A 24,686-nucleotide genomic window follows, 5' to 3' on the forward strand; every position below is an offset into this window, starting at 1 on the left:
CTACTCCCCTGGCGCGTAGCACTGCCAACTGAATAACACATCCCCGTCAATACGGTTCTCGCTGCACGCTTACCCAGAAAACGCCAGCAACTGAGCAGAAATGAACAGGGAAGACACGCTGTGCGGGCGTCAAAATTAAGTTAACTGGCAGACACCAGGGCGGGATCACATCAAAATGGGCCAGAATAGGGGACAGGACTCGTCAAAGTCATAAAAACGATGAAGGGTACAGGGTTTTTAAACACGCGCTCAGAAAGCGGCTCAGCGCGTTTCAGGGCAATACGGGTTCGATGCCCGTATAGCCCTGCAGGCGGCAACCACCGCGTCAGCCTTCAGCCCCGGCCAGATAGCGGCTTAGCCCCTCACGGGAAGCCAGCACCGATGCTCTGAACTGCGGTTCGCCGTCACCCAGCGCCTTCAGCTTCTCCACGATATTGATCATCGGCACAGCTGTGCGCTGCTTATAACTCTCGATGTCAGCAGCATATTTCAGTAATGCCGTATCACTCGCCTCTTCAGCTGGCAGATAAGCACGCAACCACAGCGCATCTGCGAACGGGTCTATCAGCTTTTGCAACGCTTCAGCTGTTGCTTCAAGCGCCCGCCGGTCAGTTTTAATGGTGCCAGTCTCCGGATCAACACACTTCCCTTCCCAGCACTCAGGTACAAACGACTCCCGATAATGAAAACCGTTGTCACCGTTTTCCGCACAGGCCAGAAGGTTCTCGATGCTTTCAGGTGTTCTGTGCCGTAACATCCTGGCCGTTGCCATACCGATCGCATTTATCATGATGCCATGCAGTCCCAGCGCCTCCTGACGGTACTCCGCAGCGATATCATCCTGGGCAATATCATTCCAGCGCATCGCCTGTGCCCAGGCAGTCCAGAGCTTTTCTGCCATATCACGCTGTTGCGTCGAGGGAATGCTGTTGGCCCGCAGGTTGAGCATTTTTTTCGTCGCATCGTTCAGTGCTTTAAAGCTGATCAGCCGTGAGCTTTTCGCCGGGACCACGTTGTGTTCAAAATCCACTGTGCCCGCCAGCCCGGTGACGGTTCGGGCCAGATGCATTGCCAGCTGGTTGACCGGATCATTGTTGTTATATGCCATACTGATCGCCGCTGCCGGTTTGCTCGCGTTGTTATTAATATCAGCGAAAAACTGCTGGCGTAACTCAAGTGGCAGGCCAACGGTAAGCAACAAGCTGATCGTATCTTCCGTATTGGAATAATCGCGTACAAATTCAAAAATACCCAGCGCACGGTGCTGGCCATCGAATAATTTTAAATCAGCGTCCATCGGAATTTTAAGAATCCCCACTGCCGGCGAGAGTTCGCTGGGAAGGAATTCAACATGACTATCAATATTTCCGGTAATTGACGGCAAAATATAGGGAGCTCGTTTTGATGTTGCGCCGGCAACATAATTCCGTATTTTTTTGGCCCGCGTTTTGTTCGCTTCTCGCTGGCTGCGATCCATAACATCGCCATCATTGTCCATTGCAAGAATACGACGTAACACGACCATAGGAACCGTCAGCATGTATTGTTCTATGCCGCCCTGTATTCCGCGTGTGGCCGGGACTCTGAAAAAATAGTTATCAGTATTCATAATATTTCCTTCGTATATCCGATACGTTCAGGAAGCACGTTTGCGCGTCGGTGTTTTGCGCTGCTATTTCCAGATCGGCGGTAAGCCGGCATCGATGCAAAGGACGCACCAGACGGAATACGCGATGTCACTTTCTCCGTTCACCCAGCGGCGCACCGTTCTGCCGTTCACGCCGACATGTCGCGCCAGCCCCTCCTGACTCAGGTTGAGCACATTTTCCAGCAGATAGCGGAGTTCATCCCCCGTCGGCGGGGTCCATTTATCAGCGGGACGGAAACAGCTTTCGCGGATCGCGCCCACGTTAAGCGGCACGGTATATTTATTGCCCATAGCAAGCCTCCAGAGCCGGCCGCACCACTGTGCGGCCGCGGTTATCAAATCAGACCATGTTCAGCAAAAGAGTAAATATCGCTGCCGCCCACAATCAGGTGATCGAGGACTTTGACATCAACCATCCCCAGCACCTGCGCCAGACGCTCGGTGATCAGCTTGTCAGCCTGGCTGGGTGTAGTGTTAGCGGAAGGATGGTTATGCGCCAGTACCACGGCGGCGGCATTATGATGCAGGGCGCGTTGCAGGACGATACGCGGATGAACGGTGACGCTGCTGATAGTTCCCTTAAACAGTTCTTCAAACGCAATCACGCCGTTGTGGCAGTTAAGAAAGAACGCGCAGAATGATTCGCGTGGTTCTGCAGCAAGACGAAACCGCAGTAAGGAACGCGCGGCGTCGGCGCCGGTGATAAAATCCGTTGTGGTAATTTTACCGGCAATAATGGCGTCCGCCTGGCGGATAATGTTGAGTTCTTCTGCTGAAAATTTCATATATTTCCCTCGTTAGGGGACCTGAGCACCATGCCCGGCCACAAATATATAATAGGACATTTTGTCCTAGATGTAAACACAGTGATATATAAAAAAGCCCGATTTAACGGGCTTTTATGGTTTATTTCTGTCCCCCTGCAATAACTTCCAGTTCCGTCTCTGAAAGCATAATTTTCAGGCAGGGTTTGGTACGGCTGAGAAGTTCAATCGACCTCGGATCGAGCTCCAGGGATTCGCAAAAATCATCTCCGCCACAGGCATCACGCATCCGGTCCCAGAGCTCGTCAAAATCCGTTGTATCCGGATTAAAACCATTGGCGTAACAGACATTGTGCATCCCATTACTGTTTTTCTCACCTTTCGCCGCCATCACATACACGCCATGATCTTTGACAAAAAGAAGCGGGCAATTAAAACGCTTAACTTCAGCAATAACGACGTTGAGCATAGGATCAGTAAAAACAAGTTCTGATTGCATGGTCATAGTGTATTGACTCCCTGAAAGCTATTTGTTGACCGCAGCGGCGGTGAGAATGTCAGAAAGCGACCCCAGCAGATATAATTCGGTGAGCTCGCCTGTTTCATTCAGAAGAAATAGCCCTGCAGGTCGGCCATTATGAAAAATAATGGCTTCATGCGATTGATGTAATTCACACTGACACAGCGAGAAATAAATAAGTGACCATTCAGGGGAAATAACGGTTTTATTGCCATGTTCCCGGATATAGCGGGCAACATCAGCCTGTTGCTGAGAATTGAGAGCAGTCATAAGGTGACTCCTGCGCCGGTCGGGGCGCTACCGTCGAAAGACCGGATTGCCTTTCGATGTAATTATTATACGTCTAACGAGCCATATAAATCAAGTTAATTTTGTTATTTCCCTGGTTTAAGGAGACTCTTTCCCCTGTAAATTTTGCATCACAAGCGCACCGTTCGGGCGCTGCAGGCGAATAATATCGTTCTGGCGAGCGTCTTTTTCCCGGATGATCCGCCAGGTTTCGGTGACGGCGCCGGCTGGCTGATACAGTCTGACCTTCACCTCGGAACGCTCTGCAGACAGCACAATGCAGCCTTTCTCATCTTGTGCAGCTGCGTGCCGGGCTTCATCTTTTTCCCGCGGGCAGTCATCAAATCCTGATATTCGGACCGGGTGGCCATCGATATCAACCTGATAGCCGGGCGAAATCACGGGTACGGGCTGTGGCACATTCGGGAAATAATCAGCCAGATCACACCCTGTCAGGGCTACGGGCACAAGGCAGGCATACAGCATTAACATTCGGCGTGTGGTGATCATAAAGGGTCCTCTCTGGTCGCCGCAGGCCTTATTTCGCCTTCTCAACCAGCTGCAGTGACGGATGCTCACCGGCCAGAAGTAACAGGAAATTGAATTCCCCGGTCTTGAGCTTTACGCCGCGCTGAGCAGCCTTTTCTTTGGTCTGCCATGACGCCGGTTTATAGCCAAACAGCGCTGCAATTTCAGCGTGCTTCAGCCCCAGCGCCAGACGCAGGCGGCGAACGTCTTCGGCCGTGGCGGGATCTTTGACCATATCATCCGGACTGAATGCCCTGTTCAGGCGGTAATCAGGATGCACGCCGGCGATCAGCATCAGCATGTTATATTCGCCTGGGCGAAGACTGGTCTTGTTGTACTGGCTGAGATCGTCGCTGATAGCTTCCTTACGCTGCCAGGCGCGCAGTTCGTACCCCATGACAGCCCCTAATGCGGTTTCAGTCATGCCCATTTTTTCCCGGAGCGTCTTCACTGTTTCCGGCTGCGGAACGACGCTAACCATCTTAATCATTACCCTTCTCCCAGAAGTCTGAATTCAGAAAAATTTTCACCTGGCGCGTGCGGGGATAGTCCTGGTGCTTCAGCCCCTCCCGCGTGTCAGACAGGTACTGCGTTTCCTGCTGCACCTTGTTGATTTTGCCATTCCATTTGCGGGCCAGCGCCCGGTAACTCCCGTTCTCCAGCTGATAAACTTCAAACGTATACTTGTTCGGACCGCTCCAGCCTTCGTTGTAATAGACCTGTTTCATAGGATCTGCCTGATCGATGCGCCCCGTAAACATGACATCCCGGCTGCATTGCCTGAACCAGTAACCGCGGGGCATAGCCGGTGGCCGGTCGCTTATTTCCCGTCTGGATAGCGTGCCGAAAGGCTGTGAGCGCAGGTGACAACCTGATCTCAGGTCAATCTGGCATGGCGTGTTGTGCAGGGACCAGCGCCGCTGCCGCAGGCAATGGCTCAGGGTGATCACAGGTACGACACGGGAAACGAACAGGGGGAATGATTGCATGGTTTTACTCCTTCGCCAGTCGGGGCGCTACCGAAAAATGAGCCTTGATAATACGACGAATGAGCCATATAAATCAAGTTAAAAATCAGGCGGCAGAGTTTCTGCCGCTGCTGTAGGTCAGTACCGTGGGGCCACGTCCTTTCCTTCGCCCCATAAACGGGAAAACTCGTTCACGTAGGCTTCAGTTACTGCAGGCGCGCCGCTGATCAGCACCACATTTTCCGCATTACGACTGTCTGCACTGGCGCTGAAGTTAAACGATCCGGTCAAGACGGCGCGGCGGTCAAAGACCATGAATTTATCATGCATGGCCTCGTAGTTATCGTTGATCCGCACCGCCACGCGGTTATTGGCCAGAAAGTTCACTTCGGTGTACCGGTTGTCGTTCGCTTTGCGATCGGCCACCACCACCACCGATACGCCCCGTTTTTTTGCGGCACGCAACGCGCCGGCAACAGGACGACTGGTCAGGCTGTACGCGGCAACCAGAATCTCATGCTGCGCGTGGTCGATTGAATCCAGAACCAGATTTAATGCGGTCCCGCCGGGTGAAAACCCGGTTTTCACTTCAGTCGCAGTTTGCGCCTGAACATTGCCGGCCGCTGTTACCGGGTTTGCTGCCACGGCGCCGGCGATGAGGGTCAGGGTTAACAGCACATATTTTTTCACGCTGCCCCCTTAATCATCATCCGGGAACAGATGCTGGACGTTCTTACGGGTTTCTTCCAGATTCTTATCCTCCGGTGCTGCCGGTTCGGGAGCCACGGCGGGACTGTTTTCCGGCGCAGCGCCGCCTGCCGGCGACACCGTATTGCTGCCACCGCCGGTGGCCTGCAGAAACGCCTCAACCAGACGCGCCATTTCTCCTGTATCCTGCTGCGGCAGCGTACTGCTGATGATCCGCTGAATATCCTGCATCGAGGTGCTCTCCGTCAGGAATTCAGCGATCAGGAACGGCAGGCGTTCGTCCTGCTTCATCAACGCGGCACCACAGAGCATCATGGCGCGCATCGCGCGGCCACGCTCTTTCTGAGGCAGTTTCTCAAGAAAGCCGTCGGCTACCCGGTCCGCCGCATTGCGCTCCGGGTAGATATAAAACGAGCACTTACGGTTATCAGTCATACTCAGCCCTTCATTGCCACCATACCCAGAACCAGATCGAATTGCGGGTTATCACTGACGAAGAAACGATCGTCACTCACCCCCGTGGCCTGCTTCACTGCGCCGGCGACCAGGCTGGCGCCGCCACCGACAACCATGACGTGCGTGAAGCCGGCAAAGCGGCCAACTGAATCGGTGACACGGTGCGTCAGGGCTTTTTCCCGCTCATGCAGTACCTTCATCACCTGGGCCCGCTGGTCAGCATTCTGGAGGTAACGGGAAAGAAACGTTTCGTCATTTCGCGCCTGGATCAGACGGTCGGCAAAATACGAACTGGTACGGGTGCTCACGCTGGTATCCAGTGCATGTTTTACGGCTTCGGTGATGATGGATACGCCGGTTTTAGGATCGCAATGCGTTTTGGTGAAGCCGGACATTTTGCTGCGAACGTGCGCGATATCCAGCGTGGTTCCACCGATATCCACAATCAGCAGGGAGTCCAGATCGTCCAGATCCTTCAGCACACTGAAGCCTGCAGGGACCGACTCTGGCAGTACGCTGACTTTACGCACGGTAAAGCTCTCACGCCCCTGAACGGCCACCGCGCGCTTCACGTTCGCTTTTTTCCGCTCGATGTTGGCCATATTAGGCTGATCGTTTTCATCCAGGTACTCGCCCAGCGGCAGCGTCACCACAACATCAACCGGCTGCGGTTCAATGCCGGACTGCATCAGGGCATGGTGGATAGCGACGACATTCACATCACTGTACTGATAGCGGGTTTCCGTGGTGCGCACGGCATCCGGGCTCAGCTGGTCAAAGCTGTACTTTTCCCCGTCAATTTCATAGTTGGCGGAAGCCGGCACCGATGAATCTGTCAGCAACGTCATGGACCATTCGGGCTTGAAGCTGTTCGGACTGATCAACGTTTTGACCGCACCATCTTCCATCCATGCCAGTTTGATGTTGGTGGAACCGTCGTCAACAAAAATACGCATTTTGAACCTCACATTATTTAGAAAAAAACCGTAGAAATCAGGAAAAATACAGCTTTCAAATGGATTATTACGCATCCCTGCTGACGTGTAAAGACAAAAAGACGCACCAATATAGAAAAATACAGAAATATAACGAATAAAAATCAACAAAAGACGGTCAGGCCGTCCTCAAAACGGCCTGATATAGAAAGATGAGAGATTATTTTAGATTTATAAGGAAATAACAGGGATGAATACGGATTATTCCGGAAGCGTTAGATGACTGTCTGGCAGGCTGAACCGGACGCCATACTGACGGCCGACATCGAGCGCAAACACGCGCGTGTAGGTTTCTGTAGTTTCCAGCCGGGAATGCCCGGCATAGGCCTGTACAACTTTCAGCGGAACCCCATGCTGGATCAGGTGCATACAGAAGCTGTGACGGAACGTGTGGCAGGTAACAGGGATACTAAAAGTGACAGAGTCACGTTTTGCGAGGTCCAGTGCCTTCCTGATCCAGTTACGCGGCGTGTTATCACTCTGCACCGGCCAGAGCAGCTGCTGTTTACCAATACGCAAGGTGGTCAGAAATTCACGCACCTTCCTGACATATTGAGGATCGGTCAGAGGAACAAGACGGAACACCTCTTCATCCTTGCCCGGCCTGCCGCGGCCACGCTGACGCTGTTTAAGCGTCTTCAGCCGGACAAACGGCCGGGAACCGTCAAGCTGAAAGCTGGCGCCGGTCAGCGCCAGCGCCTCATTAATACGCGCGCCCGTGTTCCAGAGGGTATCGAAAAGGACCTGCTGGCGCAGGTCTGGCACATACCGCAGAAACACCGACACCTCCGGGGCCAGCAGGTATTTGGGTAAATCAGCCTGGCTGGCCATCTCCCGCAGCGCCAGCGCATCGGCATAATCGAAGTAGGCATATGTCACGCGCCCGGTCCCGATGGCGTCGCTACGTGAATTCTGAGAAATTTGCAGGGGGAAAGTGTTCAATTTTTTAAAATCCGCTAATCAGCCGTCAGGCGACTGAATTTTATGAAATTTCTCGCTGAAATCGACCGCTTCCTGCATATCAAACGTCATACTGCGGGTGGAAGCGGTCGAGCTCCAGCTTTTCCCGCCGCCGATCCCGTAGGGAGGTAGCGCCTGTCCGTGTAGCGGCTGGTTGTGTCGGGCGGCAAAAACCAGCTCCCCGACAGGTACTTTTAACATCATAGCAAACATATCCGCGCTGATTCGGCGGCCTTTCAATCCACTCATAACAACCTGTAACTGAATCCTGTACCACGACTTTTGTTGTAAATCTGCTGACCAGACTGACCTTCATCTTCACTGAATACCACCATACGGCGGCCGTTAGTCAGTGAATCCATTTTACGCTGTGCGCCATTATCGTCATAACGCACAGGCAGGCACGCACCTTTATGGCTGTTTTCACTCTCGACGCGGAACACCCTTACCCTGACGGCGTTCTTCCGCACCTGGTCAGGATCTTCACCACTGACCACACCCGTCAGTTTCTGAAGCGTATCTGCCGGACTGCTGTACTCAGCCTGGCTGAGATAGCGGCCGTTCGGGGTTAACCAGAAATCCTGGCTGTCACTGACACGGTAGGTTTCGCCGTGGCTGGCGATGCCTGAGACGTTACAGAAGCGGTCATAATCGGTGGGCTGTCCGGGGAGCATGGCGCACCCTGTCAGCAGCAGTGCCGGCAGGGCGGCGACGTATCCTTTGAATTTCATGTTGTCTCCTGTTCAGGATGAACCATTTCGGCCGGTGGCCGGTATCCCGGATACGGGATAAACGGCGCATCGGTGGCAATAAGGTCTAGCAGCTTCTGGCCACTGACCAGGATCATGCGGCTGTCTCCGCGAATGAGCGATTTGGTGCCTTCGCGCGTTTTGCCGGTATGGCAGAAAAAACCGCGGGCACCGGTGGCGTTCAGCAGGTCGCTGAAGTCACGGACGTGGCCAACGGCAATATAGCTGGTATAGCGTTTGGCCTGGATAAGCCAGGTCTGGCCATCAATCTTCACACGGCCATCAATCCCGCCGTCACCGGTATACCGGCGGTTACGGATCACTTCAAAGCCCCGGCGTTCAAAGCCTTCAAGCAGCAGCTCTTCGAACACAAACGGGTCAATCTTGCGCAGATAGGCAATTTTCTGCCCGAAATGCGGAAACGTATTAATTTTATCGATCACACGTACCGCGCTGGCCTGTTTCCGTTCGTGCCGGCGCCGGCGTCGCCGTGTACCCTGCCAGAGGCCATACAGCAGGATACCCGCAAGGATAAAAGAGCCGACAACATGGATGGACTCATTCATTATCGATCCTCAGCACTTCATACTTCAGCTGCCGCAGCAGCCTGTCTTTGCTCATGGTTTTCAGGGTGGGCCATTCCGCTTTCAGCGTCAGCGCGACGGTGGCAAGTTGTATGGTCCGGGGTACTGTCTCACCGTCCTCATATTTTACCAGGCTGGTACGGCTGATACCGAGCTCAGCCGCGGCGCGTTCCTGGGTCCAGTTCAGGCCTCGTCGCCACAGGATCAAGTCAAAGCCGGTCAATCCGCCGCACTCCCATGCTCAGTGCCGGGCTTCGTGCCGGCGGGTACGGCCTCTTTCCCCTGTGCCTTTTTTTCCGCCGGGGCCGGGTAGGCCGAGGCCAGTTGTGCCCGGAAATCACGCCACGCTGACAGCCAGAGCGCATCAGATACCTGGTCAGACGACAGATTAAGGACCGCATTGCGGTCACGCCAGTGGCTAAATGTCTGAGCCGGCAGGCCGGCACGCCGGCGCAACTGCTGCTCGTCGAAATAGGCACACTGAACCAGGAGGTGTCTGACGTTCTGCGGGACAACTTCATCCCTGGCCCCTTCCGGCACAGCCAGCATCCCGGCGCTGCATATCCCCTGAATGCCCGCCTCGGTATAAATCTGCTGCAGATTGGTATCATCACCCTGCGCAGCGCCGGCGGTGTGCGCCACAACCAGCATGATGCCGGCAATAAGTGGTTTCTTCATCATACGTACTCAGCTCCTGGCCGAATCCTGGTGGGCTGGCCTGTTATAATCTGCCTGTATTTATAGCCTGAAAATGTTCATATTTGAACATTTTTTATGTATATTAATTCCGCAAATTCGCCATAAACACAACAGGAGACGCGATGGATATCAACTACTACGATGAACATCAGGAAGAATTTGAGGCGGTTAAACTGGCGCTGAAGGGCGAAATGGAGAGGATCTGGGGCTCCATGCTGAAAGAAAGCGGGGATAGCCTGGATGATGAAGCCACGTACCTGAACCTGTTTGAAGAACTGCAGTACACCTTCTCTCCGTCCAGCTTCAGTAAGCTCACCCCGTCGCAGGATCTGGATGAAGATAAAATTGCCGCCTTTGTGGCCAGAACCCGCGGCTATAAGTACGGCATCACGATCAAAGCCCGGCCAGGCCATCTGCAGAAATGGCTGAAAGGCCGAATCCAGCCACTTGAGGACGCGGCTGGCACAAACCTGTGCTGGATCGACACAGCCACCATTGTGCATATCGGTGCCGGTCAGCAGTTCGACGATCAGTATTACCTCACCGTGACCACAAAGACCGGACAGAGCTACCGCGTGAATGATGTCCGTCTGCCAGGTCGTCTTCTGGAAGCCGCACAGGAAACCCTGTTGTTCAGGGCGCTGGATTCAAGCACTGGCGGTAATTTCTGATACGGAGTTGCACCACGTTTATCGGGTACTTATACTGACAGTGATTAACAGATTAATTTTCCGTTTACTCCGACAGAAAGTTAAGTAGTAAAAAGGTCTATAATTAAAAGGCGCCCTTCCTCACCAGTTGGACGCCTTTTGTATATCCTTATTCATTTCATCAAATGTCGGTCCGAGAACTGTCCGCGGCAAGTTTCTGAATTGCACTGATCTCATCCCCGGTCAGATGGTCCCGACTGTCCAGCTGCAGCACGTCTTTGCTCCGTACCTCCCAGAAGTAGGTACGCCGGCTGTCCTTGAGAAAACGATAGACGTTGACCAGCTCGCCCGCGGCACGCTGATCGCCCGCCTGCCAGGCTTTGACGTACAGGGTCGCCGCTCTCCGGGAATCCTGCAGAACGTACTGGCCCGCCTGCAGTACATCGCCGGCACGCATCAGCAACGCCTGATTTTTGCTGTCCACCGGCGCCGACTCTGCCAGTGCAACAAGCCGCTCAGCCGCCTGCCCGGCCTTCTGTGGATCAATATCGCGCGGATACACATCCGGCGTCTTGCTGCCTGGGTCAAACAGGAACACCAGTGCCGGTACGGAACCCTTTTCAACGGCTTTCAGGACCATATCCCGCGTGGCCTCATCCCGCGCCCGACATGCTTTATCCGTGGAAGCAAAATTACCAAACAGAAATGCCCCCAGCGAGTCGCAGTCCCGGCCGTAGTCGCCGGACTGCTGTTCGAACGAGTCCAGCGCCAGAAACGGATCGTCGGCCTTCAGCGCCGCCATGCGGGCGGCTTCAAACTTCAGCGCTTCCTGTTTGTTATCACAGCCCGCCAGGAGCCCGGCGCACAATGGCAGTACAAAAAGAATGCCTCGCATGTTCATGACTCTTCTCCCTGTTCGTTTTCACCTGCCCGGTATGCCCGCTGCCCCTTATAACCCAGCAGGGATTCGCACATCAGGTCAGTGATGCGTGCAATAGCGAGATCCGCATTGTCAGCACGCAGGGAAATCACGGCCGTTTCGCCCCGGTGCGCGGCGTTCCAGAATCCGGGCAGCAGCGTCTGGAACCGGGCCCGGTCATCCCCCTCCGACAGCAGGGCTGCATCCGGCAGCCGTTCGCGGATCACCGCTTCACTGGCCTCGCGCAGGATATCGTCACGACTCCAGATGCACAGCGTTGCCGGTCCGCTGCGCATGAGGATAGTAGCGGCGTCAGCCATACTCAGTGTATCCAGCTTCAGCATCTCCATGCCCGGCCGACGCAGCACAAATCCTATGGGCCTGCGGTACTTGCCCAGCTGCAGCAGATCGTCGTCTGTAAGCAGCTCAAGGCCTCGCTGCAGGACCAGATGAAGCACGTCCGCTTCTTTGACCGGGCGGATCAGGTTTTGCCTGGCATTTGCCCGGACGGTCAGAACTTCAATACGATGCCAGAGCTCGTCATTAATATGCTTGGTGGCCATCGCGTCTACACCTCCGTTTCAAAAACGTGCATAACCAGGTTTACGCTGGCCTGCACCATCTGCACGGTCCCGATAAACCTGGCGCCAGTGAAGGACTCAGCCAGCGGCATTCCCGTGCCGGCCACCAGGAAGCGCCGCGGCTCAGTCGGCGCGTCAGTGTCAACCCGCGCCCAGAGACAGATATCATCGCCCTGCGTGCCCACACTGAGGATCGTCGCGCCGGCGGGCATATCCAGGGTGATTTGTGGTTCAAGTACATATTTCCAGATAGTGTTCATTGTGATCCCGTTATTTACCGGTCAGAGGGTTTGCCGGAGCGCAGCGTATGGCCTGTCGGGGCATGGCCAGCATCGATAGTGAACGGCGCGCCCGGACCGCGAAAAACGTCCGTATCGAGGGCGGCAGGTTCGCCGGCAGCGACCGGCCGGACCATGCCCATATCGTAGCTGTCCGGCAGGTTATCCGGCAGGCAGGCCTGCGTGTAGTCGTCCGCGACCTTCTGCGCCTCTTCCTGCGTGGGGTAACGACCCAGCACGCCGGTGATCTCTTTCTTCAGTCCGAAGCCGTAGCCGCGAACCTTGTACGCTTCATATTCCATCCCGTTCACTCCGTTTGCCGTTGTTTACTGAATAACCACACTCTAATAAATTAGGTTTCATGCGTAAATTATAAATATTTAGATTTAGCACTAAAAGCCAATTGATTGAAGCAACACACTGGTAATAATCACGCTGCGTGACGACCGCACGATTTACCCCGCCGGATGATTCGCCCACTTATCTTTTCACCCTGTGACTTTTACGCCCGTAATCACCGGAAAATACCTTTTCGCCGGCGCCGCTATTGCGGAAAAAACGCAAATACCGAAAAAAACGAAATCAACAGGGAGAGGAAGGCAGGGGAACGGTCGCGCGGCTGCCGGCGCGGACACCATATCTTGTGCCGTTCTCAGCTGACGGAGCCACTACATATAGCGTTATCCACAGAAACGGTGGATAAGTGGCGGCGCTGCGGAGAATACCGCTAAACCGCAACGGTGAAAAAATGTGGTCCCGCGCGCAAAAGTGCGGTACAAATGGCTGTACATTATGTAAAGCCAGATGACTGTACAAAAAGGAAGGAGCATGACCGGGTTGTTTGAACGTAAAAAACGGGCCAAAAACGCCCAGCTGACCGTGCGTCTCGATGAGCAGCTGAAGAAACGCGCCGAACTGCGTCTGGAGGCAATGGGGATGACCGCCACGGAAGCGGTGGAGCAGCTTTACCGCTTCATCGCCGATCACGGCCGGATGCCCGTCACGGAGCGTATCGTCACATTTGACATCCTGTCACAGCGCGGCCGCGCCATCGCCCTCAATCCCGCCGACGCTGTGACCGAAAACTCCCGGCGGTTTCTGCAGTCGCTGGGAGCTGTGGAAGTGGTCTGCTGCGATCCCGCTGCATTTGAACAGGCGGTGCTTGAATATTTCAGCCTGTATGTGCCCGACCAGGCTGCCTGTTTACTGGCCGGTGTACTGAACGTCACGTTCATGGTTAATGCCGCCAGTCGCGTGAAAGAAGACTGGCATGACAGGCTGCTGTCCCTGTTACAGCGCGACTTTGATTTCAGCGAAGAACAGTCAGTGACGTTCATTAACAGCATCGTAGACAGCGAACATGTCGATCCTGCCATCGTCAGTCGAAATAATACGGCCTGGCGGAGCGGAAAAAGCACCGGTTCCGGCGCCGGCGAATCGCCAGAGCCGGGAGCCCCGGAATGAACAGACGCCTCCACCTCATCACCACCTGTACACAGCGCAAGGCGGGCCGCGTGGAGGATACCGTTTTTCCGGGCGACGCTTCCCTTGATGACGCCTTTGACGGCTGGTACAGGCTGATCGCCCAGGCCGCCCGCCGTCCTGGCAGGTTGCAGGAAACGGGAGAGCTTTACCGGGGCGCACACTGGCTGCGTGCCCGCGGTATCGCGGCGCGGTGGCCGGGCATCGAGCTGTGGGCCATGTCGGCCGGTCTGGGGCTGCGCCACCATACCGATCCGGCGGTCGCGTATGAGGCAACGTTTCACGCCATGCCCTTCGCGCCGGCGACCGTCTGGGGCTCACTGACGGCACGGCCCCCGCTGGCGGGCCGCTGCGCCTCCCTGGCTGAGCTGATGCAACGCTGCCCGGACGATCGCTTTGTGATCGCCGGTTCACCCGTGTATATCAGCGCGGCTGAGCAGGATATTCTGGCCGGCGTGCCGGCACTGCATGATGCGGCCGCTCAGCTGATTATCGTGACCTCACAGGGCTATCGTGGTCCGCTGCAGCCGTTTCTGAAAAGAAGCCGCGCGGACATGATGGCGACCCTGAAATCGAACATGACGTGCCTGAATATTGCCTGCGCCGGCGCCCTGATTGACGCCATGATGCAGGCAGACGCCCGGCAGGCGGCGACCATTTAATACAGACAGAGACTGGCGCTACCGTCGCCAGAAGGGGGTTTTACATGTTCAGCATCATTTATCACGCCGGCGCAGCCGTCCTTTTCCTGGTCATGAGCCTGGCGGCCGGCGCCGGCCTCCTGCTTCATGGCCATGAATATACGACAGGTCATTTCTGGAACATGACGGGGCTGTGCATTGTGTCAACTCTCGTCTGGATCTGGGCTGTAGCTCAGGCAAAAGAAGCCTGGTACATTTCACGAAACATCAAAAAAGGACTCTGACCATGAAAGATGAAATTCGCCACGAAAAACCCGTTGAAGTGAATATACAGCTGACACACAGAGAAGCGCAGGCTCTGGCGCAACTGGTTAAGCGTCTGGGATTCAGTGACTGCCGCGGCCTGGCGACGTCAGATATTGAGGCATATCTGATGATGGATGGAATCAACCAGATCATGAAAGCACTGGCTGAAGAGGGCTATGCACCGCGATAAGGGGCCGGGACTATCTGGAATTAGCCGGAAATACGACCCTATCACGCGGGCAGTAAGGAGAGGTTTTAATGTTATACATGGCTTTATGCAGTTTTATGATGATCCTGGCGCTAAGTGAGATGTTCCGCACGATGACGGCGATCGGCAATGGCAGTTTCGCCGGCAACCGCTTCATACCGCTCGCCTTAGTTCTGTTAACGCTGGCGCTGGCATCACCTTTCTTTGCCACATTTTATACGCTGAGCCGGCCTGTTTCGATGGATGCACTCTCCAGGCTGTCCGTTGGTGCGCAGTGGGCAGGTATCGCCGCCGCCATTCTGCTGTGCATCTTGTATGGCTATCGTGCCTGGAAAAACGGCCGTTTCTGGTATACCGGTGCGGCCATTGCCTCAGTGGTGATTGCCGTTATTTTTGCCAACAGCCTGCTTTTCGTGTCCAGGCCCGATGCCGGCATCGTGGCCACTTTTGTGCTGAACAACGATGACAGTAATGACGTGCAGTGCGACCGTTCGGTACTGCTGGTTCATTACAACAAGGGAACCCCTACGGAGTGGCGCTGCCCGACCGGTATCATGTTCATGTCTGATGCGTCAAAACCCTTTCTTCCCTGGCCGGATTATCACGGCGGGCGGAGTCAGCATCTGACGACAGCACTGGATCAGATCACAGACAGCGCCATGCGCCTTGACCTAAGCCAGAAACCATAATTCTCCCGACACCAGGGAAAACAAGCCGCCGATAAGAGCGGCATTTTCTTTTTCGGACTTCTGATTTCCCGTTATGAACACAATATTATTGATGTCTCACATCAATTAGGTTACTTTGTCATTAATTCCTTAATGATGTGACACATGAATAAGATGCAAAGTAAAGCCCCCTCGATGCGGCTCTCCGGTGTGCAAAAAGACGTATTGTTTGTTCTGTATGGTCTGGCAGAACGTCAGCTGGCGGGCCCGTTCCCGGCGATGCAGCTTTTCAGCATCCTCAATAAGGGACGCCTCCAGCCCGTTGCCGATACCAATTTTCGTCGCTCCTGCCATACGCTGAACCGTCACGGCCTGCTCAGCAAATACCGGGATAATCAGTCACTGACGCTCGCGTTTGGGCTGACAGAGGCAGGCCTGGAGATCGCCAGAGAGGTTTATCACAAACGCCTGACGGAGATGGAATAACCATGAAGAATGATGAGCTGGCCACACGACGCGCAGAGGCGATAGCCGGCGATCGGTGCTTCACGAAAGGGCGCCTGCGCGATGAATTCAGAATGAAGCCGGCTCCCGGTGCTGAGCCGGTGAAATGGTACAAAAGCGCCTATGGCGGCAAGTACGCCGTATACCGCATTGCAGACTGTGTTCCGATGCGGGAAAAACGGCCGCCGACCGAGAAGCAGCAGCAGGCCGGCCTGCGTCTTTCCGTCCTGTCCCGGCTTAACAGCACCAGTGGCCGGATGGCACGGCGGGCACACGACTGGCTGAGTCTGGCGCCGCTCTTTCTGGATACCGAAACAACGGGGCTGGGTAATACCGCAGAAGCGCTGGAAATCGGCCTGACCGATGCGGCCGGCCGGGTGATATTTGAAACCCGCCTGAAGCCGACGGTCGCCATCGAGGCGCAGGCCGCCGCCGTGCATGGTATCGATGAGCCGGCACTCAGCGGCGCACCATCCTGGCCAGATGTGGCGCTGCAGCTGCGCCACGCCATCGGGGCCCGGCCAGTGATTATCTTTAACGCCCCCTTTGATACCCGCATTCTGAAACAGACGGCCGCCGCACATGGCGATCCGGCCGACTGGCTGGGAGAACTGACAGTGTATTGCGCGATGGAGCTGGCTGCAGGGTATTTTGGGGCCACCAATCGCTATGGCACCATTTCGCTGGCCAGCGCGGCCAGTCAGGCAGCATTGACCTGGGAAGGGGAGGCACACTCGGCGATCGCCGATGCACGGATGACGGCCGGGGTGGTGAACGCCATTGCCGCATACCATCTGGCATTGCTGCAGGAGCAGGAACGGCTGCAGGCCTGACAGACTGGCCTGCACATCGCTGTTATCGCATAAACGCCGCGGGAATATCCTTCCACTGCGTGGTGTAGGCCGGGGACAACATTTCACGGCGCATGGCATATTCCGGATCAATACCTTCTCCGGCGAAGAAGATCCTTGACCTTCCTTCCCTGTTTATTTTGTCGATGGTGGCCATCAGTTTTTCGCTGCCCGGCCGCACTGCAGCCGGCGAAAACAGATCCAGCTGGGTTTCATATCCCTGCAGATCGCTGAGCATCACGCCGGCTTTTGCATACCGCACGCCCTCACGCCAGATACGCGACAGCCCCAGCTGCGCCGCGGCGATGATGTCGCGGGTATCCTGGCTTGGCACGGGAAGCACTTCCGTAGCCTGGTTACTGTAGGGCACACCGCCGGCGTCATAAGCACTGCTGCGGATAAAGACCGTTACCACCTTCGCCAGGCGGTTTTCCTGGCGCAACTTTTCCCCTGCCCGTGTGGCATATTTGGGGAGCCCGCAGAATTCGGAAAAAATCGTACGCTAAGGTTTTCCGGGCATCCGTAAGGGCCGAAACTTCCCGTCTTCCAGTCTGCGGCTCTGCCGCCAGACGTAATCGCCGGTTAGGTTGATGTGCTCCCAGCCCAGCGGCGACAGGAATTGCAGCAGCTCGCCGTCCACCGGCTTGCCGGCCTCGACCAACCCCTGGGTGGCGCGTTCCAGGTACACCGTGTTCCACAGCACGATAGCCGCCGTCACCAGGTTGAGGCCGCTGGCCCGGTAGCGCTGCTGCTCGAAGCTCCGATCCCTGATTTCCCCAAGGCGGTTGAAGAACACCGCCCTGGCCAGCGAGTTGCGCGCCTCACCTTTGTTCAGGCCGGCATGCACGCGGCGGCGCAGTTCAACACTTTGCAGCCAGTCCAGGATGAACAGCGTGCGCTCGATCCGGCCCAGCTCGCGCAGGGCCACGGCCAGTCCGTTCTGGCGCGGGTAGCTGCCGAGCTTGCGCAGCATCAGCGAGGCGGTGACGGTGCCCTGCTTGATCGAGCTGGCCAGGCGCAGGATGTCGTCCCAGTGGGCACGCACGTGCTTGATGTTCAGGGTGCCGCCGATCAGCGGGCGCAACGTCGGGTAGGCTTGCACGCCCTGCGGCACGTACAGCTTGGTTTCGCCGAGGTCGCGGATGCGCGGCGCGAAGCGGAAGCCTAGCAGGTGCATCAGGGCAAAGACGTGATCGGTGAAGCCGGCCGTGTCGGTGTAGTGCTCCTCGATCCGCAGGTCGGACTCGTGGTACAGCAGGCCGTCGAGCACATAGGTGGAATCGCGGACGCCGACATTCACCACGCGGGTGCTGAACGGCGCGTACTGGTCGGAGATATGGGTATAGAACAGCCGTCCCGGCTCGCTACCGTACTTCGGGTTGACGTGCCCGGTGCTCTCGCCCCGGCCACCCGCGCGGAAGCGCTGGCCATCGGAGGATGAGGTCGTGCCGTCGCCCCAGTGGGCGGCAAAGGCGTGGCGATACTGGTGGTTGACCAGCTCGGCCAAGGCCGCCGAATAGGTTTCGTCGCGGATGTGCCAGGCTTGCAGCCAGGACAGCTTGGCGTAGGTCAGGCCGGGGCTCGACTCGGCCATCTTGGTCAGCCCGAGGTTGATCGCATCACCGAGGATTGCGGACAGCAGCAACGTCCTGTCTTTGGCCTCGGCCCCGTCCTTCAAGTGGGTGAAGTGGCGGCTGAAGCCCGTCCAGTCGTCCACGTCCATCAGCAGTTCGGTGATCTTGATGCGCGGCAGTAACTGGCTGGTTTGGTCGATCAGCGCCTGCGCCCGATCCGGCACCGCCGCATCCAGCGGGGTGATTTTCAGCCCTGACTCGGTGAGGATGGCATCGGGCAGCTCGTTGTCCTTGGCCAGGCAGGTGACGGTGGCCAACTGCTCGTCCAGCAGCTGCAAACGCTCTTCCAGGTACTGGTCGCTGTTCGGGTTGATCGCCAGGGGCAGGGCCTGCTCGCGCTTGAGTGCGGCGAACTTCTCGGCCGGCAGCAGGTAGTCGTCGAAGTCGCGGAACTGCCGCGAGCCCTTGACCCAGATGTCGCCGGAGCGCAGGGCGTTCTTCAGCTCGGACAGGGCGCAGATTTCGTAGAATTTCCGGTCGAGGCCTTCCGGGGTGATCACCAGCGGCTTCCAGCGCGGCTTGATGAAGGCCGTGGGTGCATCGGCCGGCACCTTGCGCAGGTTGTCGGCGTTCATCTCACGCAGGGTCTGCACGGCTGCCAGCACGCCTTGCGCGGCCGGCCCGTGCTGTTCCCCAACTTTTCGCTCGGCGAAGAGTATGAACATGCGCCGCCGGCGACGAATCGCCAAATCTCACCGTATCTCCCGAGCGGACGATTTCGCACCGGTCTGCCCGTCGAAGGGCTTGCGATCGAACGGGGCGACCTTTTCTATGCATGTCCGCGAGCCAGCGTCTTTTATGGCACGGCGCTCGACGCCGACCTTCGGACGCGCGGCGTAAGCACGCTTGTCATGGCCGGGATAAGCACCACCGGCGTTGTTCTTTCAAGCGTCGCCTGGGCTAGTGATGCGGACTACGACGTGCGTTTGGTCCAGGACTGCTGCTACGACCCGGATCGGGATGCCCACGAAGCTCTGTTGCGTTCCGGGTTCGGCGGACGTGTACAGGTCGTGTAATTTTCGGGCCTCGCATGATCGCGGCCATAGCCGCAGGTGGATTGGTGCGAGGCAGGGCCAGTCCAAGTCAGGGTGCGGTCATCGCGGCGCCTGCAACTCTCAAAAACCCATCGCCGTAGCGGAGGTCTTGTAATCGCATGTCATTACGCACGCCCGATTTATTGTTCACAGCGATAGCACCTGCCATTTGGGGCAGCACCTACATTGTCACCACCCAATACCTGCCGAACTTCTCACCGATGACGGTCGCGATGCTGCGGGCGTTGCCGGCGGGTTTATTGCTCGTGATGATCGTCCGACAGATTCCAACGGGAATCTGGTGGATGCGCATCTTCATCCTCGGCGCACTTAATATTTCGCTATTCTGGAGCTTGTTGTTTATTTCGGTCTACCGCCTGCCGGGCGGGGTCGCGGCGACGGTAGGCGCTGTGCAGCCGCTGATGGTCGTGTTCATCTCTGCCGCTCTGCTAGGTAGCCCGATACGATTGATGGCGGTCCTGGGGGCTATTTGCGGAACTGCGGGCGTGGCGCTGTTGGTGTTGACACCAAACGCAGCGCTAGATCCTGTCGGCGTCGCAGCGGGCCTGGCGGGGGCGGTTTCCATGGCGTTCGGAACCGTGCTGACCCGCAAGTGGCAACCTCCCGTGCCTCTGCTCACCTTTACCGCCTGGCAACTGGCGGCCGGAGGACTTCTGCTCGTTCCAGTAGCTTTAGTGTTTGATCCGCCAATCCCGATGCCTACAGGAACCAATGTTCTCGGCCTGGCGTGGCTCGGCCTGATCGGAGCGGGTTTAACCTACTTCCTTTGGTTCCGGGGGATCTCGCGACTCGAACCTACAGTTGTTTCCTTACTGGGCTTTCTCAGCCCGGGGACCGCCGTGTTGCTAGGATGGTTGTTCTTGGATCAGACGCTGAGTGCGCTTCAAATCATCGGCGTCCTGCTCGTGATCGGGAGTATCTGGCTGGGCCAACGTTCCAACCGCACTCCTAGGGCGCGTATAGCTTGCCGGAAGTCGCCTTGACCCGCATGGCATAGGCCTATCGTTTCCACGATCAGCGATCGGCTCGTTGCCCTGCGCCGCTCCAAAGCCCGCGACGCAGCGCCGGCAGGCAGAGCAAGTAGAGGGCAGCGCCTGCAATCCATGCCCACCCGTTCCACGTTGTTATAGAAGCCGCATAGATCGCCGTGAAGAGGAGGGGTCCGACGATCGAGGTCAGGCTGGTGAGCGCCGCCAGTGAGCCTTGCAGCTGCCCCTGACGTTCCTCATCCACCTGCCTGGACAACATTGCTTGCAGCGCCGGCATTCCGATGCCACCCGAAGCAAGCAGGACCATGATCGGGAACGCCATCCATCCCCGTGTCGCGAAGGCAAGCAGGATGTAGCCTGTGCCGTCGGCAATCATTCCGAGCATGAGTGCCCGCCTTTCGCCGAGCCGGGCGGCTACAGGGCCGGTGATCATTGCCTGGGCGAGTGAATGCAGAATGCCAAATGCGGCAAGCGAAATGCCGATCGTGGTCGCGTCCCAGTGAAAGCGATCCTCGCCGAAAATGACCCAAAGCGCGGCCGGCACCTGTCCGACAAGTTGCATGATGAAGAAGACCGCCATCAGGGCGGCGACGACGGTCATGCCCCGGGCCCACCGGAACGAAGCGAGCGGGTTGAGAGCCTCCCGGCGTAACGGCCGGCGTTCGCCTTTGTGCGACTCCGGCAAAAGGAAACAGCCCGTCAGGAAATTGAGGCCGTTCAAGGCTGCCGCGGCGAAGAACGGAGCGTGGGGGGAGAAACCGCCCATCAGCCCACCGAGCACAGGTCCCGCGACCATCCCGAACCCGAAACAGGCGCTCATGAAGCCGAAGTGCCGCGCGCGCTCATCGCCATCAGTGATATCGGCAATATAAGCGCCGGCTACCGCCCCAGTCGCCCCGGTGATGCCGGCCACGATCCGCCCGATATAGAGAACCCAAAGGAAAGGCGCCGTCGCCATGATGGCGTAGTCGACAGCAGCGCCGGCCAGCGAGACGAGCAAGACCGGCCGCCGCCCGAAACGATCCGACAGCGCGCCCAGCACAGGTGCGCAGGCAAATTGCATCAACGCATACAGCGCCAGCAGAATGCCATAGTGGGCGGTGACGTCGTTCGAGTGAACCAGATCGCGCAGGAGGCCCGGCAGCACCGGCATAATCAGGCCGATGCCGACAGCGTCGAGCGCGACAGTGCTCAGAATTACGATCAGGGGTCTGTTGGGTTTCACGTCTGGCCTCCGGACCAGCCTCCGCTGGTCCGATTGAACGCGCGGATTCTTTATCACTGATAAGTTGGTGGACATATTATGTTTATCAGTGATAAAGTGTCAAGCATGACAAAGTTGCAGCCGAATACAGTGATCCGTGCCGCCCTGGACCTGTTGAACGAGGTCGGCGTAGACGGTCTGACGACACGCAAACTGGCGGAACGGTTGGGGGTTCAGCAGCCGGCGCTTTACTGGCACTTCAGGAACAAGCGGGCGCTGCTCGACGCACTGGCCGAAGCCATGCTGGCGGAGAATCATACGCATTCGGTGCCGAGAGCCGACGACGACTGGCGCTCATTTCTGATCGGGAATGCCCGCAGCTTCAGGCAGGCGCTGCTCGCCTACCGCGATGGCGCGCGCATCCATGCCGGCACGCGACCGGGCGCACCGCAGATGGAAACGGCCGACGCGCAGCTTCGCTTCCTCTGCGAGGCGGGTTTTTCGGCCGGGGACGCCGTCAATGCGCTGATGACAATCAGCTACTTCACTGTTGGGGCCGTGCTTGAGGAGCAGGCCGGCGACAGCGATGCCGGCGAGCGCGGCGGCACCGTTGAACAGGCTCCGCTCTCGCCGCTGTTGCGGGCCGCGATAGACGCCTTCGACGAAGCCGGTCCGGACGCAGCGTTCGAGCAGGGACTCGCGGTGATTGTCGATGGATTGGCGAAAAGGAGGCTCGTTGTCAGGAACGTTGAAGGACCGAGAAAGGGTGACGATTGATCAGGACCGCTGCCGGAGCGCAACCCACTCACTACAGCAGAGCCATGTAGACAACATCCCCTCCCCCTTTCCACCGCGTCAGACGCCCGTAGCAGCCCGCTACGGGCTTTTTCATGCCCTGCCCTAGCGTCCAAGCCTCACGGCCGCGCTCGGCCTCTCTGGCGGCCTTCTGGCGCTCCTGCTGCGGCGTCCGCTCGTGGGCCGTGGCGCGGGTCCGCGCGCCGGCCTCGTGCGCCTGGCGCTCGCGGGCGAGGTCCAGGGCGGCCGTCTTCACGTTCTGCCTTGCGCAGATGAGATAGGGGAGCCCGCAGAATTCGGAAAAAATCGTACGCTAAGGTTTTCCGGGCATCCGTAAGGGCCGAAACTTCCCGTCTTCCAGGGGTCGTCTCAGAATTCGGAAAATAAAGCACGCTAAGGCGTAGTCACCCCGTGACTCCCCCGCGCCGATGCAGCGAGCTTCGTTCCGTCTTGCAGTGACGCAATCAGCGGGCAGGAAACGTTCCCTTTCCGCGCATGGCAGGCGCACACCAGTTCAGACAGCACGGCCTCCATGCGTGCCAAGTCGGCCATCTTCTCGCGCACATCCTTGAGCTTGTGCTCGGCCAGGCCGCTGGCTTCCTCGCAATGGGTGCCATCCTCCAGCCGCAGTAGCTCGGCGATTTCGTCCAGGCTAAAGCCCAGCCGCTGGGCCGATTTCACGAACCGCACTCGTGTTACATCCGCCTCGCCATAGCGGCGAATGCTGCCATAGGGCTTGTCTGGCTCCGGCAGCAGGCCCTTGCGCTGGTAGAACCGGATGGTCTCCACATTGACCCCGGCCGCCTTGGCAAAAACGCCAATGGTCAGATTCTCAAAATTAATTTGCATATCGCTTGACTCCGTACATAACTACGGAAGTAAGCTTAAGCTATCCAAACCAAATTTGAAAGGACAAGCGTATGTCTGAACCACAAAAGTCTGAACCACAAAACGGGCGCGGCGCGCTCTTCGCCGGTGGGCTGGCCGCCATTCTTGCGTCGGCCTGCTGCCTGGGGCCGCTGGTTTTGATCGCCTTGGGGTTCAGCGGGGCATGGATCGGCAACCTGACGGTGCTGGAACCCTATCGCCCGATCTTCATCGGCGCAGCGCTGGTCGCGCTGTTTTTCGCCTGGCGGCGCATCTACCGCCCGGCGCAAGCCTGCAAACCGGGTGAGGTCTGCGCGATTCCCCAAGTGCGAGCTACTTACAAGCTCATTTTCTGGATCGTGGCCGCGCTGGTCCTGGTCTCGCTCGGATTTCCCTACGTCATGCCATTTTTCTATTAATCACAGGAGTTCATCATGAAAAAACTGTTTGCCGCCCTCGCCCTCGCTGCCGTTGTTGCCCCCGTGTGGGCCGCCACCCAGACCGTCACGCTGTCCGTGCCTGGCATGACCTGCGCCTCTTGCCCGATCACTGTCAAGCACGCGCTTTCCAAGGTTGAGGGCGTGAGCAAGACCGACGTAAGTTTCGACAAGCGCCAGGCCGTCGTCACCTTCGACGATGCCAAGACCAACGTCCAGAAGTTGACCAAGGCGACCGAGGACGCGGGCTATCCGTCCAGCCTCAAACGCTGATCCGTTAACCGAACTCGGGAGCGACACATGGGACTCATCACGCGCATCGCTGGCAAAACCGGCGCGCTCGGCAGCGTCGTTTCCGCGATGGGCTGCGCCGCCTGTTTTCCTGCCATCGCCAGCTTTGGCGCGGCCATCGGACTGGGCTTCTTGAGCCAGTACGAGGGGCTATTCATTGGCATCCTGCTGCCGATGTTCGCCGGCATCGCGTTACTCGCCAATGCTATCGCTTGGCTCAATCATCGACAGTGGCGACGCACGGCGCTCGGCACGATAGGCCCGATCTTGGTGCTGGCAGCGGTGTTTTTAATGCGGGCTTACGGCTGGCAGAGCGGTGGACTGCTCTATGTCGGCCTGGCCTTGATGGTTGGGGTGTCGGTCTGGGATTTCATCTCGCCAGCACATCGCCGCTGCGGGCCGGACAGCTGTGAATTGCCAGAACAACGTGGCTGACGGCAACAGCCGTAGCCACCACAG

The 24,686-nt window shown here is 57.4% G+C and carries 38 protein-coding genes and 1 pseudogene; 14 read left to right on the forward strand and 25 right to left on the reverse strand.

All coding sequences use genetic code 11. The features are described 5' to 3' along the window. Window positions 1-325 precede the first annotated feature (325 nt). The 17 genes from ENGE1_RS23615 to ENGE1_RS23695 all read right to left on the reverse strand — a co-directional run bounded on the left by ENGE1_RS23615 (window position 326) and on the right by ENGE1_RS23695 (window position 9,849). The gene (locus tag ENGE1_RS23615) at window positions 326-1,609 is read right to left on the reverse strand and encodes a DGQHR domain-containing protein (protein ID WP_031942497.1); all 1,284 of its coding nucleotides are present in this window, start codon (window positions 1,607-1,609) and stop codon (window positions 326-328) included. A 63-nt stretch (window positions 1,610-1,672) separates the two neighbouring features. Next, window positions 1,673-1,939 carry a helix-turn-helix domain-containing protein gene (locus tag ENGE1_RS23620; protein ID WP_004187367.1) on the reverse strand — a complete coding sequence of 89 codons (267 nt, stop codon included), beginning with the start codon at window positions 1,937-1,939 and terminating at the stop codon, window positions 1,673-1,675. 44 nt (window positions 1,940-1,983) lie between these two features. After that, window positions 1,984-2,433 carry a JAB domain-containing protein gene (locus ENGE1_RS23625; protein WP_004187369.1) on the reverse strand — a complete coding sequence of 150 codons (450 nt, stop codon included), beginning with the start codon at window positions 2,431-2,433 and terminating at the stop codon, window positions 1,984-1,986. Between the two features lie 121 nt (window positions 2,434-2,554). Continuing rightward, the gene (locus ENGE1_RS23630; RefSeq protein ID WP_004187371.1) at window positions 2,555-2,917 is read right to left on the reverse strand and encodes a DUF3085 domain-containing protein; all 363 of its coding nucleotides are present in this window, start codon (window positions 2,915-2,917) and stop codon (window positions 2,555-2,557) included. A 21-nt stretch (window positions 2,918-2,938) separates the two neighbouring features. Further along, window positions 2,939-3,202: a hypothetical protein gene (locus tag ENGE1_RS23635; RefSeq protein WP_004206908.1), complete on the reverse strand. Its 264-nt coding sequence runs from the start codon at window positions 3,200-3,202 to the stop codon at window positions 2,939-2,941. Window positions 3,203-3,319: 117 nt separating this feature from the next. Then, window positions 3,320-3,730, reverse strand: a complete 411-nt coding sequence (locus ENGE1_RS23640) for a hypothetical protein (protein ID WP_004206907.1) — start codon at window positions 3,728-3,730, stop codon at window positions 3,320-3,322. Between the two features lie 28 nt (window positions 3,731-3,758). Next, window positions 3,759-4,178 (reverse strand): helix-turn-helix domain-containing protein, encoded by a 420-nt coding sequence (locus tag ENGE1_RS23645; RefSeq protein ID WP_057950875.1) that lies wholly within the window; start codon window positions 4,176-4,178, stop codon window positions 3,759-3,761. Window positions 4,179-4,230: 52 nt separating this feature from the next. Then, window positions 4,231-4,737, reverse strand: coding sequence for a hypothetical protein (locus ENGE1_RS29315; RefSeq protein ID WP_004187377.1), 507 nt, complete (start codon window positions 4,735-4,737; stop codon window positions 4,231-4,233). Window positions 4,738-4,854: 117 nt separating this feature from the next. Continuing rightward, a complete protein-coding gene (locus tag ENGE1_RS23655) occupies window positions 4,855-5,406 on the reverse strand; it encodes a phospholipase D family nuclease (protein WP_011091049.1) in 552 nt (183 codons plus the stop codon). Window positions 5,407-5,415: 9 nt separating this feature from the next. Beyond that, entirely contained in the window at window positions 5,416-5,859 is a 444-nt protein-coding gene (locus tag ENGE1_RS23660; RefSeq protein WP_011154451.1) for a plasmid partitioning/stability family protein, read from the reverse strand. Between the two features lie 2 nt (window positions 5,860-5,861). After that, the gene (locus tag ENGE1_RS23665) at window positions 5,862-6,836 is read right to left on the reverse strand and encodes a plasmid segregation protein ParM (RefSeq protein WP_011091047.1); all 975 of its coding nucleotides are present in this window, start codon (window positions 6,834-6,836) and stop codon (window positions 5,862-5,864) included. A gap of 240 nt (window positions 6,837-7,076) precedes the next feature. Next, a complete protein-coding gene (locus ENGE1_RS23670) occupies window positions 7,077-7,754 on the reverse strand; it encodes a tyrosine-type recombinase/integrase (protein WP_015586039.1) in 678 nt (225 codons plus the stop codon). An 81-nt stretch (window positions 7,755-7,835) separates the two neighbouring features. Next, the gene (locus ENGE1_RS23675) at window positions 7,836-8,039 is read right to left on the reverse strand and encodes a hypothetical protein (protein ID WP_077266250.1); all 204 of its coding nucleotides are present in this window, start codon (window positions 8,037-8,039) and stop codon (window positions 7,836-7,838) included. A gap of 41 nt (window positions 8,040-8,080) precedes the next feature. Continuing rightward, a complete protein-coding gene (locus ENGE1_RS23680) occupies window positions 8,081-8,566 on the reverse strand; it encodes a hypothetical protein (protein ID WP_004187390.1) in 486 nt (161 codons plus the stop codon). Next, window positions 8,563-9,150: a restriction endonuclease gene (locus tag ENGE1_RS23685; protein ID WP_011154450.1), complete on the reverse strand. Its 588-nt coding sequence runs from the start codon at window positions 9,148-9,150 to the stop codon at window positions 8,563-8,565. Before ENGE1_RS23685 ends, ENGE1_RS23680 begins: the two co-directional genes overlap by 4 nt. Then, window positions 9,143-9,391: a helix-turn-helix domain-containing protein gene (locus ENGE1_RS23690; protein WP_004187394.1), complete on the reverse strand. Its 249-nt coding sequence runs from the start codon at window positions 9,389-9,391 to the stop codon at window positions 9,143-9,145. The genes ENGE1_RS23685 and ENGE1_RS23690 overlap by 8 nt, the downstream gene beginning before the upstream one ends. Next, the gene (locus ENGE1_RS23695) at window positions 9,388-9,849 is read right to left on the reverse strand and encodes a hypothetical protein (RefSeq protein ID WP_031942500.1); all 462 of its coding nucleotides are present in this window, start codon (window positions 9,847-9,849) and stop codon (window positions 9,388-9,390) included. The genes ENGE1_RS23690 and ENGE1_RS23695 overlap by 4 nt, the downstream gene beginning before the upstream one ends. 140 nt (window positions 9,850-9,989) lie before the next feature. Here ENGE1_RS23695 and ENGE1_RS23700 point away from each other — a divergent pair, with 140 nt between their 5' ends. Beyond that, window positions 9,990-10,538 (forward strand): hypothetical protein, encoded by a 549-nt coding sequence (locus ENGE1_RS23700; RefSeq protein WP_031942501.1) that lies wholly within the window; start codon window positions 9,990-9,992, stop codon window positions 10,536-10,538. Window positions 10,539-10,698: 160 nt separating this feature from the next. Here ENGE1_RS23700 and ENGE1_RS23705 read toward each other — a convergent pair whose 3' ends face one another. From ENGE1_RS23705 to ENGE1_RS23720, 4 genes are read right to left on the reverse strand one after another with little or no spacing between them, the layout of a single operon-like run. After that, window positions 10,699-11,418 (reverse strand): hypothetical protein, encoded by a 720-nt coding sequence (locus ENGE1_RS23705; protein WP_031942502.1) that lies wholly within the window; start codon window positions 11,416-11,418, stop codon window positions 10,699-10,701. Next, window positions 11,415-11,999, reverse strand: a complete 585-nt coding sequence (locus tag ENGE1_RS23710) for a hypothetical protein (protein WP_031942503.1) — start codon at window positions 11,997-11,999, stop codon at window positions 11,415-11,417. The genes ENGE1_RS23705 and ENGE1_RS23710 overlap by 4 nt, the downstream gene beginning before the upstream one ends. 5 nt (window positions 12,000-12,004) lie before the next feature. After that, window positions 12,005-12,277, reverse strand: coding sequence for a DUF7352 domain-containing protein (locus tag ENGE1_RS23715; RefSeq protein WP_053919075.1), 273 nt, complete (start codon window positions 12,275-12,277; stop codon window positions 12,005-12,007). 14 nt (window positions 12,278-12,291) lie between these two features. Beyond that, a complete protein-coding gene (locus ENGE1_RS23720; RefSeq protein ID WP_053919074.1) occupies window positions 12,292-12,597 on the reverse strand; it encodes a hypothetical protein in 306 nt (101 codons plus the stop codon). Window positions 12,598-13,123: 526 nt separating this feature from the next. Between ENGE1_RS23720 and ENGE1_RS23725 the strand changes: the two genes are divergently transcribed. The 7 genes from ENGE1_RS23725 to ENGE1_RS23755 all read left to right on the forward strand — a co-directional run bounded on the left by ENGE1_RS23725 (window position 13,124) and on the right by ENGE1_RS23755 (window position 16,937). Next, complete coding sequence (locus ENGE1_RS23725) at window positions 13,124-13,759, forward strand: type II toxin-antitoxin system RelB/DinJ family antitoxin (RefSeq protein ID WP_223174892.1); 636 nt, start codon at window positions 13,124-13,126, stop codon at window positions 13,757-13,759. Further along, window positions 13,756-14,439 (forward strand): hypothetical protein, encoded by a 684-nt coding sequence (locus ENGE1_RS23730; protein ID WP_031942505.1) that lies wholly within the window; start codon window positions 13,756-13,758, stop codon window positions 14,437-14,439. The genes ENGE1_RS23725 and ENGE1_RS23730 overlap by 4 nt, the downstream gene beginning before the upstream one ends. A 44-nt stretch (window positions 14,440-14,483) precedes the next feature. Next, window positions 14,484-14,702, forward strand: a complete 219-nt coding sequence (locus ENGE1_RS23735; protein WP_011091034.1) for a hypothetical protein — start codon at window positions 14,484-14,486, stop codon at window positions 14,700-14,702. A gap of 2 nt (window positions 14,703-14,704) precedes the next feature. Beyond that, entirely contained in the window at window positions 14,705-14,914 is a 210-nt protein-coding gene (locus ENGE1_RS23740; RefSeq protein ID WP_004187413.1) for a DUF7706 family protein, read from the forward strand. Window positions 14,915-14,982: 68 nt separating this feature from the next. After that, window positions 14,983-15,621: a hypothetical protein gene (locus tag ENGE1_RS29320; RefSeq protein ID WP_023302498.1), complete on the forward strand. Its 639-nt coding sequence runs from the start codon at window positions 14,983-14,985 to the stop codon at window positions 15,619-15,621. A gap of 144 nt (window positions 15,622-15,765) precedes the next feature. Continuing rightward, window positions 15,766-16,086 carry a hypothetical protein gene (locus ENGE1_RS23750; RefSeq protein ID WP_004187415.1) on the forward strand — a complete coding sequence of 107 codons (321 nt, stop codon included), beginning with the start codon at window positions 15,766-15,768 and terminating at the stop codon, window positions 16,084-16,086. A 2-nt stretch (window positions 16,087-16,088) separates the two neighbouring features. Next, window positions 16,089-16,937, forward strand: coding sequence for a 3'-5' exonuclease (locus tag ENGE1_RS23755; protein WP_004187418.1), 849 nt, complete (start codon window positions 16,089-16,091; stop codon window positions 16,935-16,937). A gap of 22 nt (window positions 16,938-16,959) precedes the next feature. Here the strand turns inward: ENGE1_RS23755 and ENGE1_RS23760 are convergent, their stop codons facing one another. Beyond that, window positions 16,960-17,397, reverse strand: coding sequence for a DUF4113 domain-containing protein (locus ENGE1_RS23760; protein WP_202393366.1), 438 nt, complete (start codon window positions 17,395-17,397; stop codon window positions 16,960-16,962). A 60-nt stretch (window positions 17,398-17,457) separates the two neighbouring features. Beyond that, window positions 17,458-19,209, reverse strand: a pseudogene (locus ENGE1_RS23765) (Tn3-like element TnAs1 family transposase); the annotation flags it as partial. A 3-nt stretch (window positions 19,210-19,212) separates the two neighbouring features. On the opposite strand from ENGE1_RS23765, the gene ENGE1_RS27405 reads away from it, so the two are divergent. Further along, window positions 19,213-19,605, forward strand: coding sequence for a cysteine hydrolase family protein (locus ENGE1_RS27405; RefSeq protein ID WP_001351729.1), 393 nt, complete (start codon window positions 19,213-19,215; stop codon window positions 19,603-19,605). 137 nt (window positions 19,606-19,742) lie between these two features. Further along, on the forward strand, window positions 19,743-20,627 hold the full coding sequence (locus ENGE1_RS23770; protein ID WP_000058717.1) for a DMT family transporter: 885 nt from the start codon (window positions 19,743-19,745) through the stop codon (window positions 20,625-20,627). 31 nt (window positions 20,628-20,658) lie between these two features. On the opposite strand, the gene tet(A) is transcribed toward ENGE1_RS23770, so the two are convergent. After that, window positions 20,659-21,858, reverse strand: coding sequence for a tetracycline efflux MFS transporter Tet(A) (gene tet(A) / locus ENGE1_RS23775; protein WP_000804064.1), 1,200 nt, complete (start codon window positions 21,856-21,858; stop codon window positions 20,659-20,661). A gap of 105 nt (window positions 21,859-21,963) precedes the next feature. Here tet(A) and tetR(A) point away from each other — a divergent pair, with 105 nt between their 5' ends. Further along, the gene (gene tetR(A), locus ENGE1_RS23780) at window positions 21,964-22,614 is read left to right on the forward strand and encodes a tetracycline resistance transcriptional repressor TetR(A) (RefSeq protein WP_000164043.1); all 651 of its coding nucleotides are present in this window, start codon (window positions 21,964-21,966) and stop codon (window positions 22,612-22,614) included. 411 nt (window positions 22,615-23,025) lie between these two features. Here tetR(A) and merR read toward each other — a convergent pair whose 3' ends face one another. After that, on the reverse strand, window positions 23,026-23,481 hold the full coding sequence (merR, locus tag ENGE1_RS23790; protein WP_001166628.1) for an Hg(II)-responsive transcriptional regulator: 456 nt from the start codon (window positions 23,479-23,481) through the stop codon (window positions 23,026-23,028). Between the two features lie 71 nt (window positions 23,482-23,552). Here merR and merT point away from each other — a divergent pair, with 71 nt between their 5' ends. From merT to merC, 3 genes are read left to right on the forward strand one after another with little or no spacing between them, the layout of a single operon-like run. Further along, complete coding sequence (gene merT, locus ENGE1_RS23795) at window positions 23,553-23,918, forward strand: mercuric ion transporter MerT (protein ID WP_001294656.1); 366 nt, start codon at window positions 23,553-23,555, stop codon at window positions 23,916-23,918. A 15-nt stretch (window positions 23,919-23,933) separates the two neighbouring features. Next, window positions 23,934-24,209 (forward strand): mercury resistance system periplasmic binding protein MerP, encoded by a 276-nt coding sequence (merP, locus tag ENGE1_RS23800; protein ID WP_000732275.1) that lies wholly within the window; start codon window positions 23,934-23,936, stop codon window positions 24,207-24,209. Between the two features lie 27 nt (window positions 24,210-24,236). Beyond that, window positions 24,237-24,662 (forward strand): organomercurial transporter MerC, encoded by a 426-nt coding sequence (merC, locus tag ENGE1_RS23805; RefSeq protein ID WP_000522996.1) that lies wholly within the window; start codon window positions 24,237-24,239, stop codon window positions 24,660-24,662. Window positions 24,663-24,686: the final 24 nt, after the last annotated feature.

The organism is Pluralibacter gergoviae ATCC 33028 = NBRC 105706, from assembly GCF_001598855.1.
In the GTDB taxonomy this organism is placed as follows: domain Bacteria; phylum Pseudomonadota; class Gammaproteobacteria; order Enterobacterales; family Enterobacteriaceae; genus Pluralibacter; species Pluralibacter gergoviae.

What these genes read in the sequence shown, in the direction of transcription:
- ENGE1_RS23615 (WP_031942497.1), bottom strand. Translation starts at nt 1,609, where the DNA reads ATGAATACTGATAACTATTTTTTCAGAGTCCCGGCCACACGCGGAATA.
- ENGE1_RS23750 (WP_004187415.1), top strand. Translation starts at nt 15,766, where the DNA reads ATGAATAAGATGCAAAGTAAAGCCCCCTCGATGCGGCTCTCCGGTGTG.
- ENGE1_RS23705 (WP_031942502.1), bottom strand. Translation starts at nt 11,418, where the DNA reads ATGAACATGCGAGGCATTCTTTTTGTACTGCCATTGTGCGCCGGGCTC.
- ENGE1_RS23665 (WP_011091047.1), bottom strand. Translation starts at nt 6,836, where the DNA reads ATGCGTATTTTTGTTGACGACGGTTCCACCAACATCAAACTGGCATGG.
- ENGE1_RS23725 (WP_223174892.1), top strand. Translation starts at nt 13,124, where the DNA reads ATGACCGGGTTGTTTGAACGTAAAAAACGGGCCAAAAACGCCCAGCTG.
- ENGE1_RS23715 (WP_053919075.1), bottom strand. Translation starts at nt 12,277, where the DNA reads ATGAACACTATCTGGAAATATGTACTTGAACCACAAATCACCCTGGAT.
- ENGE1_RS23700 (WP_031942501.1), top strand. Translation starts at nt 9,990, where the DNA reads ATGGATATCAACTACTACGATGAACATCAGGAAGAATTTGAGGCGGTT.
- ENGE1_RS23735 (WP_011091034.1), top strand. Translation starts at nt 14,484, where the DNA reads ATGTTCAGCATCATTTATCACGCCGGCGCAGCCGTCCTTTTCCTGGTC.
- ENGE1_RS23720 (WP_053919074.1), bottom strand. Translation starts at nt 12,597, where the DNA reads ATGGAATATGAAGCGTACAAGGTTCGCGGCTACGGCTTCGGACTGAAG.
- ENGE1_RS23710 (WP_031942503.1), bottom strand. Translation starts at nt 11,999, where the DNA reads ATGGCCACCAAGCATATTAATGACGAGCTCTGGCATCGTATTGAAGTT.
- ENGE1_RS23660 (WP_011154451.1), bottom strand. Translation starts at nt 5,859, where the DNA reads ATGACTGATAACCGTAAGTGCTCGTTTTATATCTACCCGGAGCGCAAT.
- merR (WP_001166628.1), bottom strand. Translation starts at nt 23,481, where the DNA reads ATGCAAATTAATTTTGAGAATCTGACCATTGGCGTTTTTGCCAAGGCG.
- ENGE1_RS23640 (WP_004206907.1), bottom strand. Translation starts at nt 3,730, where the DNA reads ATGATCACCACACGCCGAATGTTAATGCTGTATGCCTGCCTTGTGCCC.
- ENGE1_RS23625 (WP_004187369.1), bottom strand. Translation starts at nt 2,433, where the DNA reads ATGAAATTTTCAGCAGAAGAACTCAACATTATCCGCCAGGCGGACGCC.
- merP (WP_000732275.1), top strand. Translation starts at nt 23,934, where the DNA reads ATGAAAAAACTGTTTGCCGCCCTCGCCCTCGCTGCCGTTGTTGCCCCC.
- ENGE1_RS23730 (WP_031942505.1), top strand. Translation starts at nt 13,756, where the DNA reads ATGAACAGACGCCTCCACCTCATCACCACCTGTACACAGCGCAAGGCG.
- ENGE1_RS23645 (WP_057950875.1), bottom strand. Translation starts at nt 4,178, where the DNA reads ATGGGCATGACTGAAACCGCATTAGGGGCTGTCATGGGGTACGAACTG.
- ENGE1_RS23630 (WP_004187371.1), bottom strand. Translation starts at nt 2,917, where the DNA reads ATGACCATGCAATCAGAACTTGTTTTTACTGATCCTATGCTCAACGTC.
- ENGE1_RS23635 (WP_004206908.1), bottom strand. Translation starts at nt 3,202, where the DNA reads ATGACTGCTCTCAATTCTCAGCAACAGGCTGATGTTGCCCGCTATATC.
- ENGE1_RS23620 (WP_004187367.1), bottom strand. Translation starts at nt 1,939, where the DNA reads ATGGGCAATAAATATACCGTGCCGCTTAACGTGGGCGCGATCCGCGAA.
- ENGE1_RS23755 (WP_004187418.1), top strand. Translation starts at nt 16,089, where the DNA reads ATGAAGAATGATGAGCTGGCCACACGACGCGCAGAGGCGATAGCCGGC.
- merC (WP_000522996.1), top strand. Translation starts at nt 24,237, where the DNA reads ATGGGACTCATCACGCGCATCGCTGGCAAAACCGGCGCGCTCGGCAGC.
- ENGE1_RS23695 (WP_031942500.1), bottom strand. Translation starts at nt 9,849, where the DNA reads ATGATGAAGAAACCACTTATTGCCGGCATCATGCTGGTTGTGGCGCAC.
- ENGE1_RS23675 (WP_077266250.1), bottom strand. Translation starts at nt 8,039, where the DNA reads ATGATGTTAAAAGTACCTGTCGGGGAGCTGGTTTTTGCCGCCCGACAC.
- ENGE1_RS23740 (WP_004187413.1), top strand. Translation starts at nt 14,705, where the DNA reads ATGAAAGATGAAATTCGCCACGAAAAACCCGTTGAAGTGAATATACAG.
- ENGE1_RS29320 (WP_023302498.1), top strand. Translation starts at nt 14,983, where the DNA reads ATGTTATACATGGCTTTATGCAGTTTTATGATGATCCTGGCGCTAAGT.
- ENGE1_RS29315 (WP_004187377.1), bottom strand. Translation starts at nt 4,737, where the DNA reads ATGCAATCATTCCCCCTGTTCGTTTCCCGTGTCGTACCTGTGATCACC.
- ENGE1_RS23685 (WP_011154450.1), bottom strand. Translation starts at nt 9,150, where the DNA reads ATGAATGAGTCCATCCATGTTGTCGGCTCTTTTATCCTTGCGGGTATC.
- ENGE1_RS23680 (WP_004187390.1), bottom strand. Translation starts at nt 8,566, where the DNA reads ATGAAATTCAAAGGATACGTCGCCGCCCTGCCGGCACTGCTGCTGACA.
- ENGE1_RS23770 (WP_000058717.1), top strand. Translation starts at nt 19,743, where the DNA reads ATGTCATTACGCACGCCCGATTTATTGTTCACAGCGATAGCACCTGCC.
- merT (WP_001294656.1), top strand. Translation starts at nt 23,553, where the DNA reads ATGTCTGAACCACAAAAGTCTGAACCACAAAACGGGCGCGGCGCGCTC.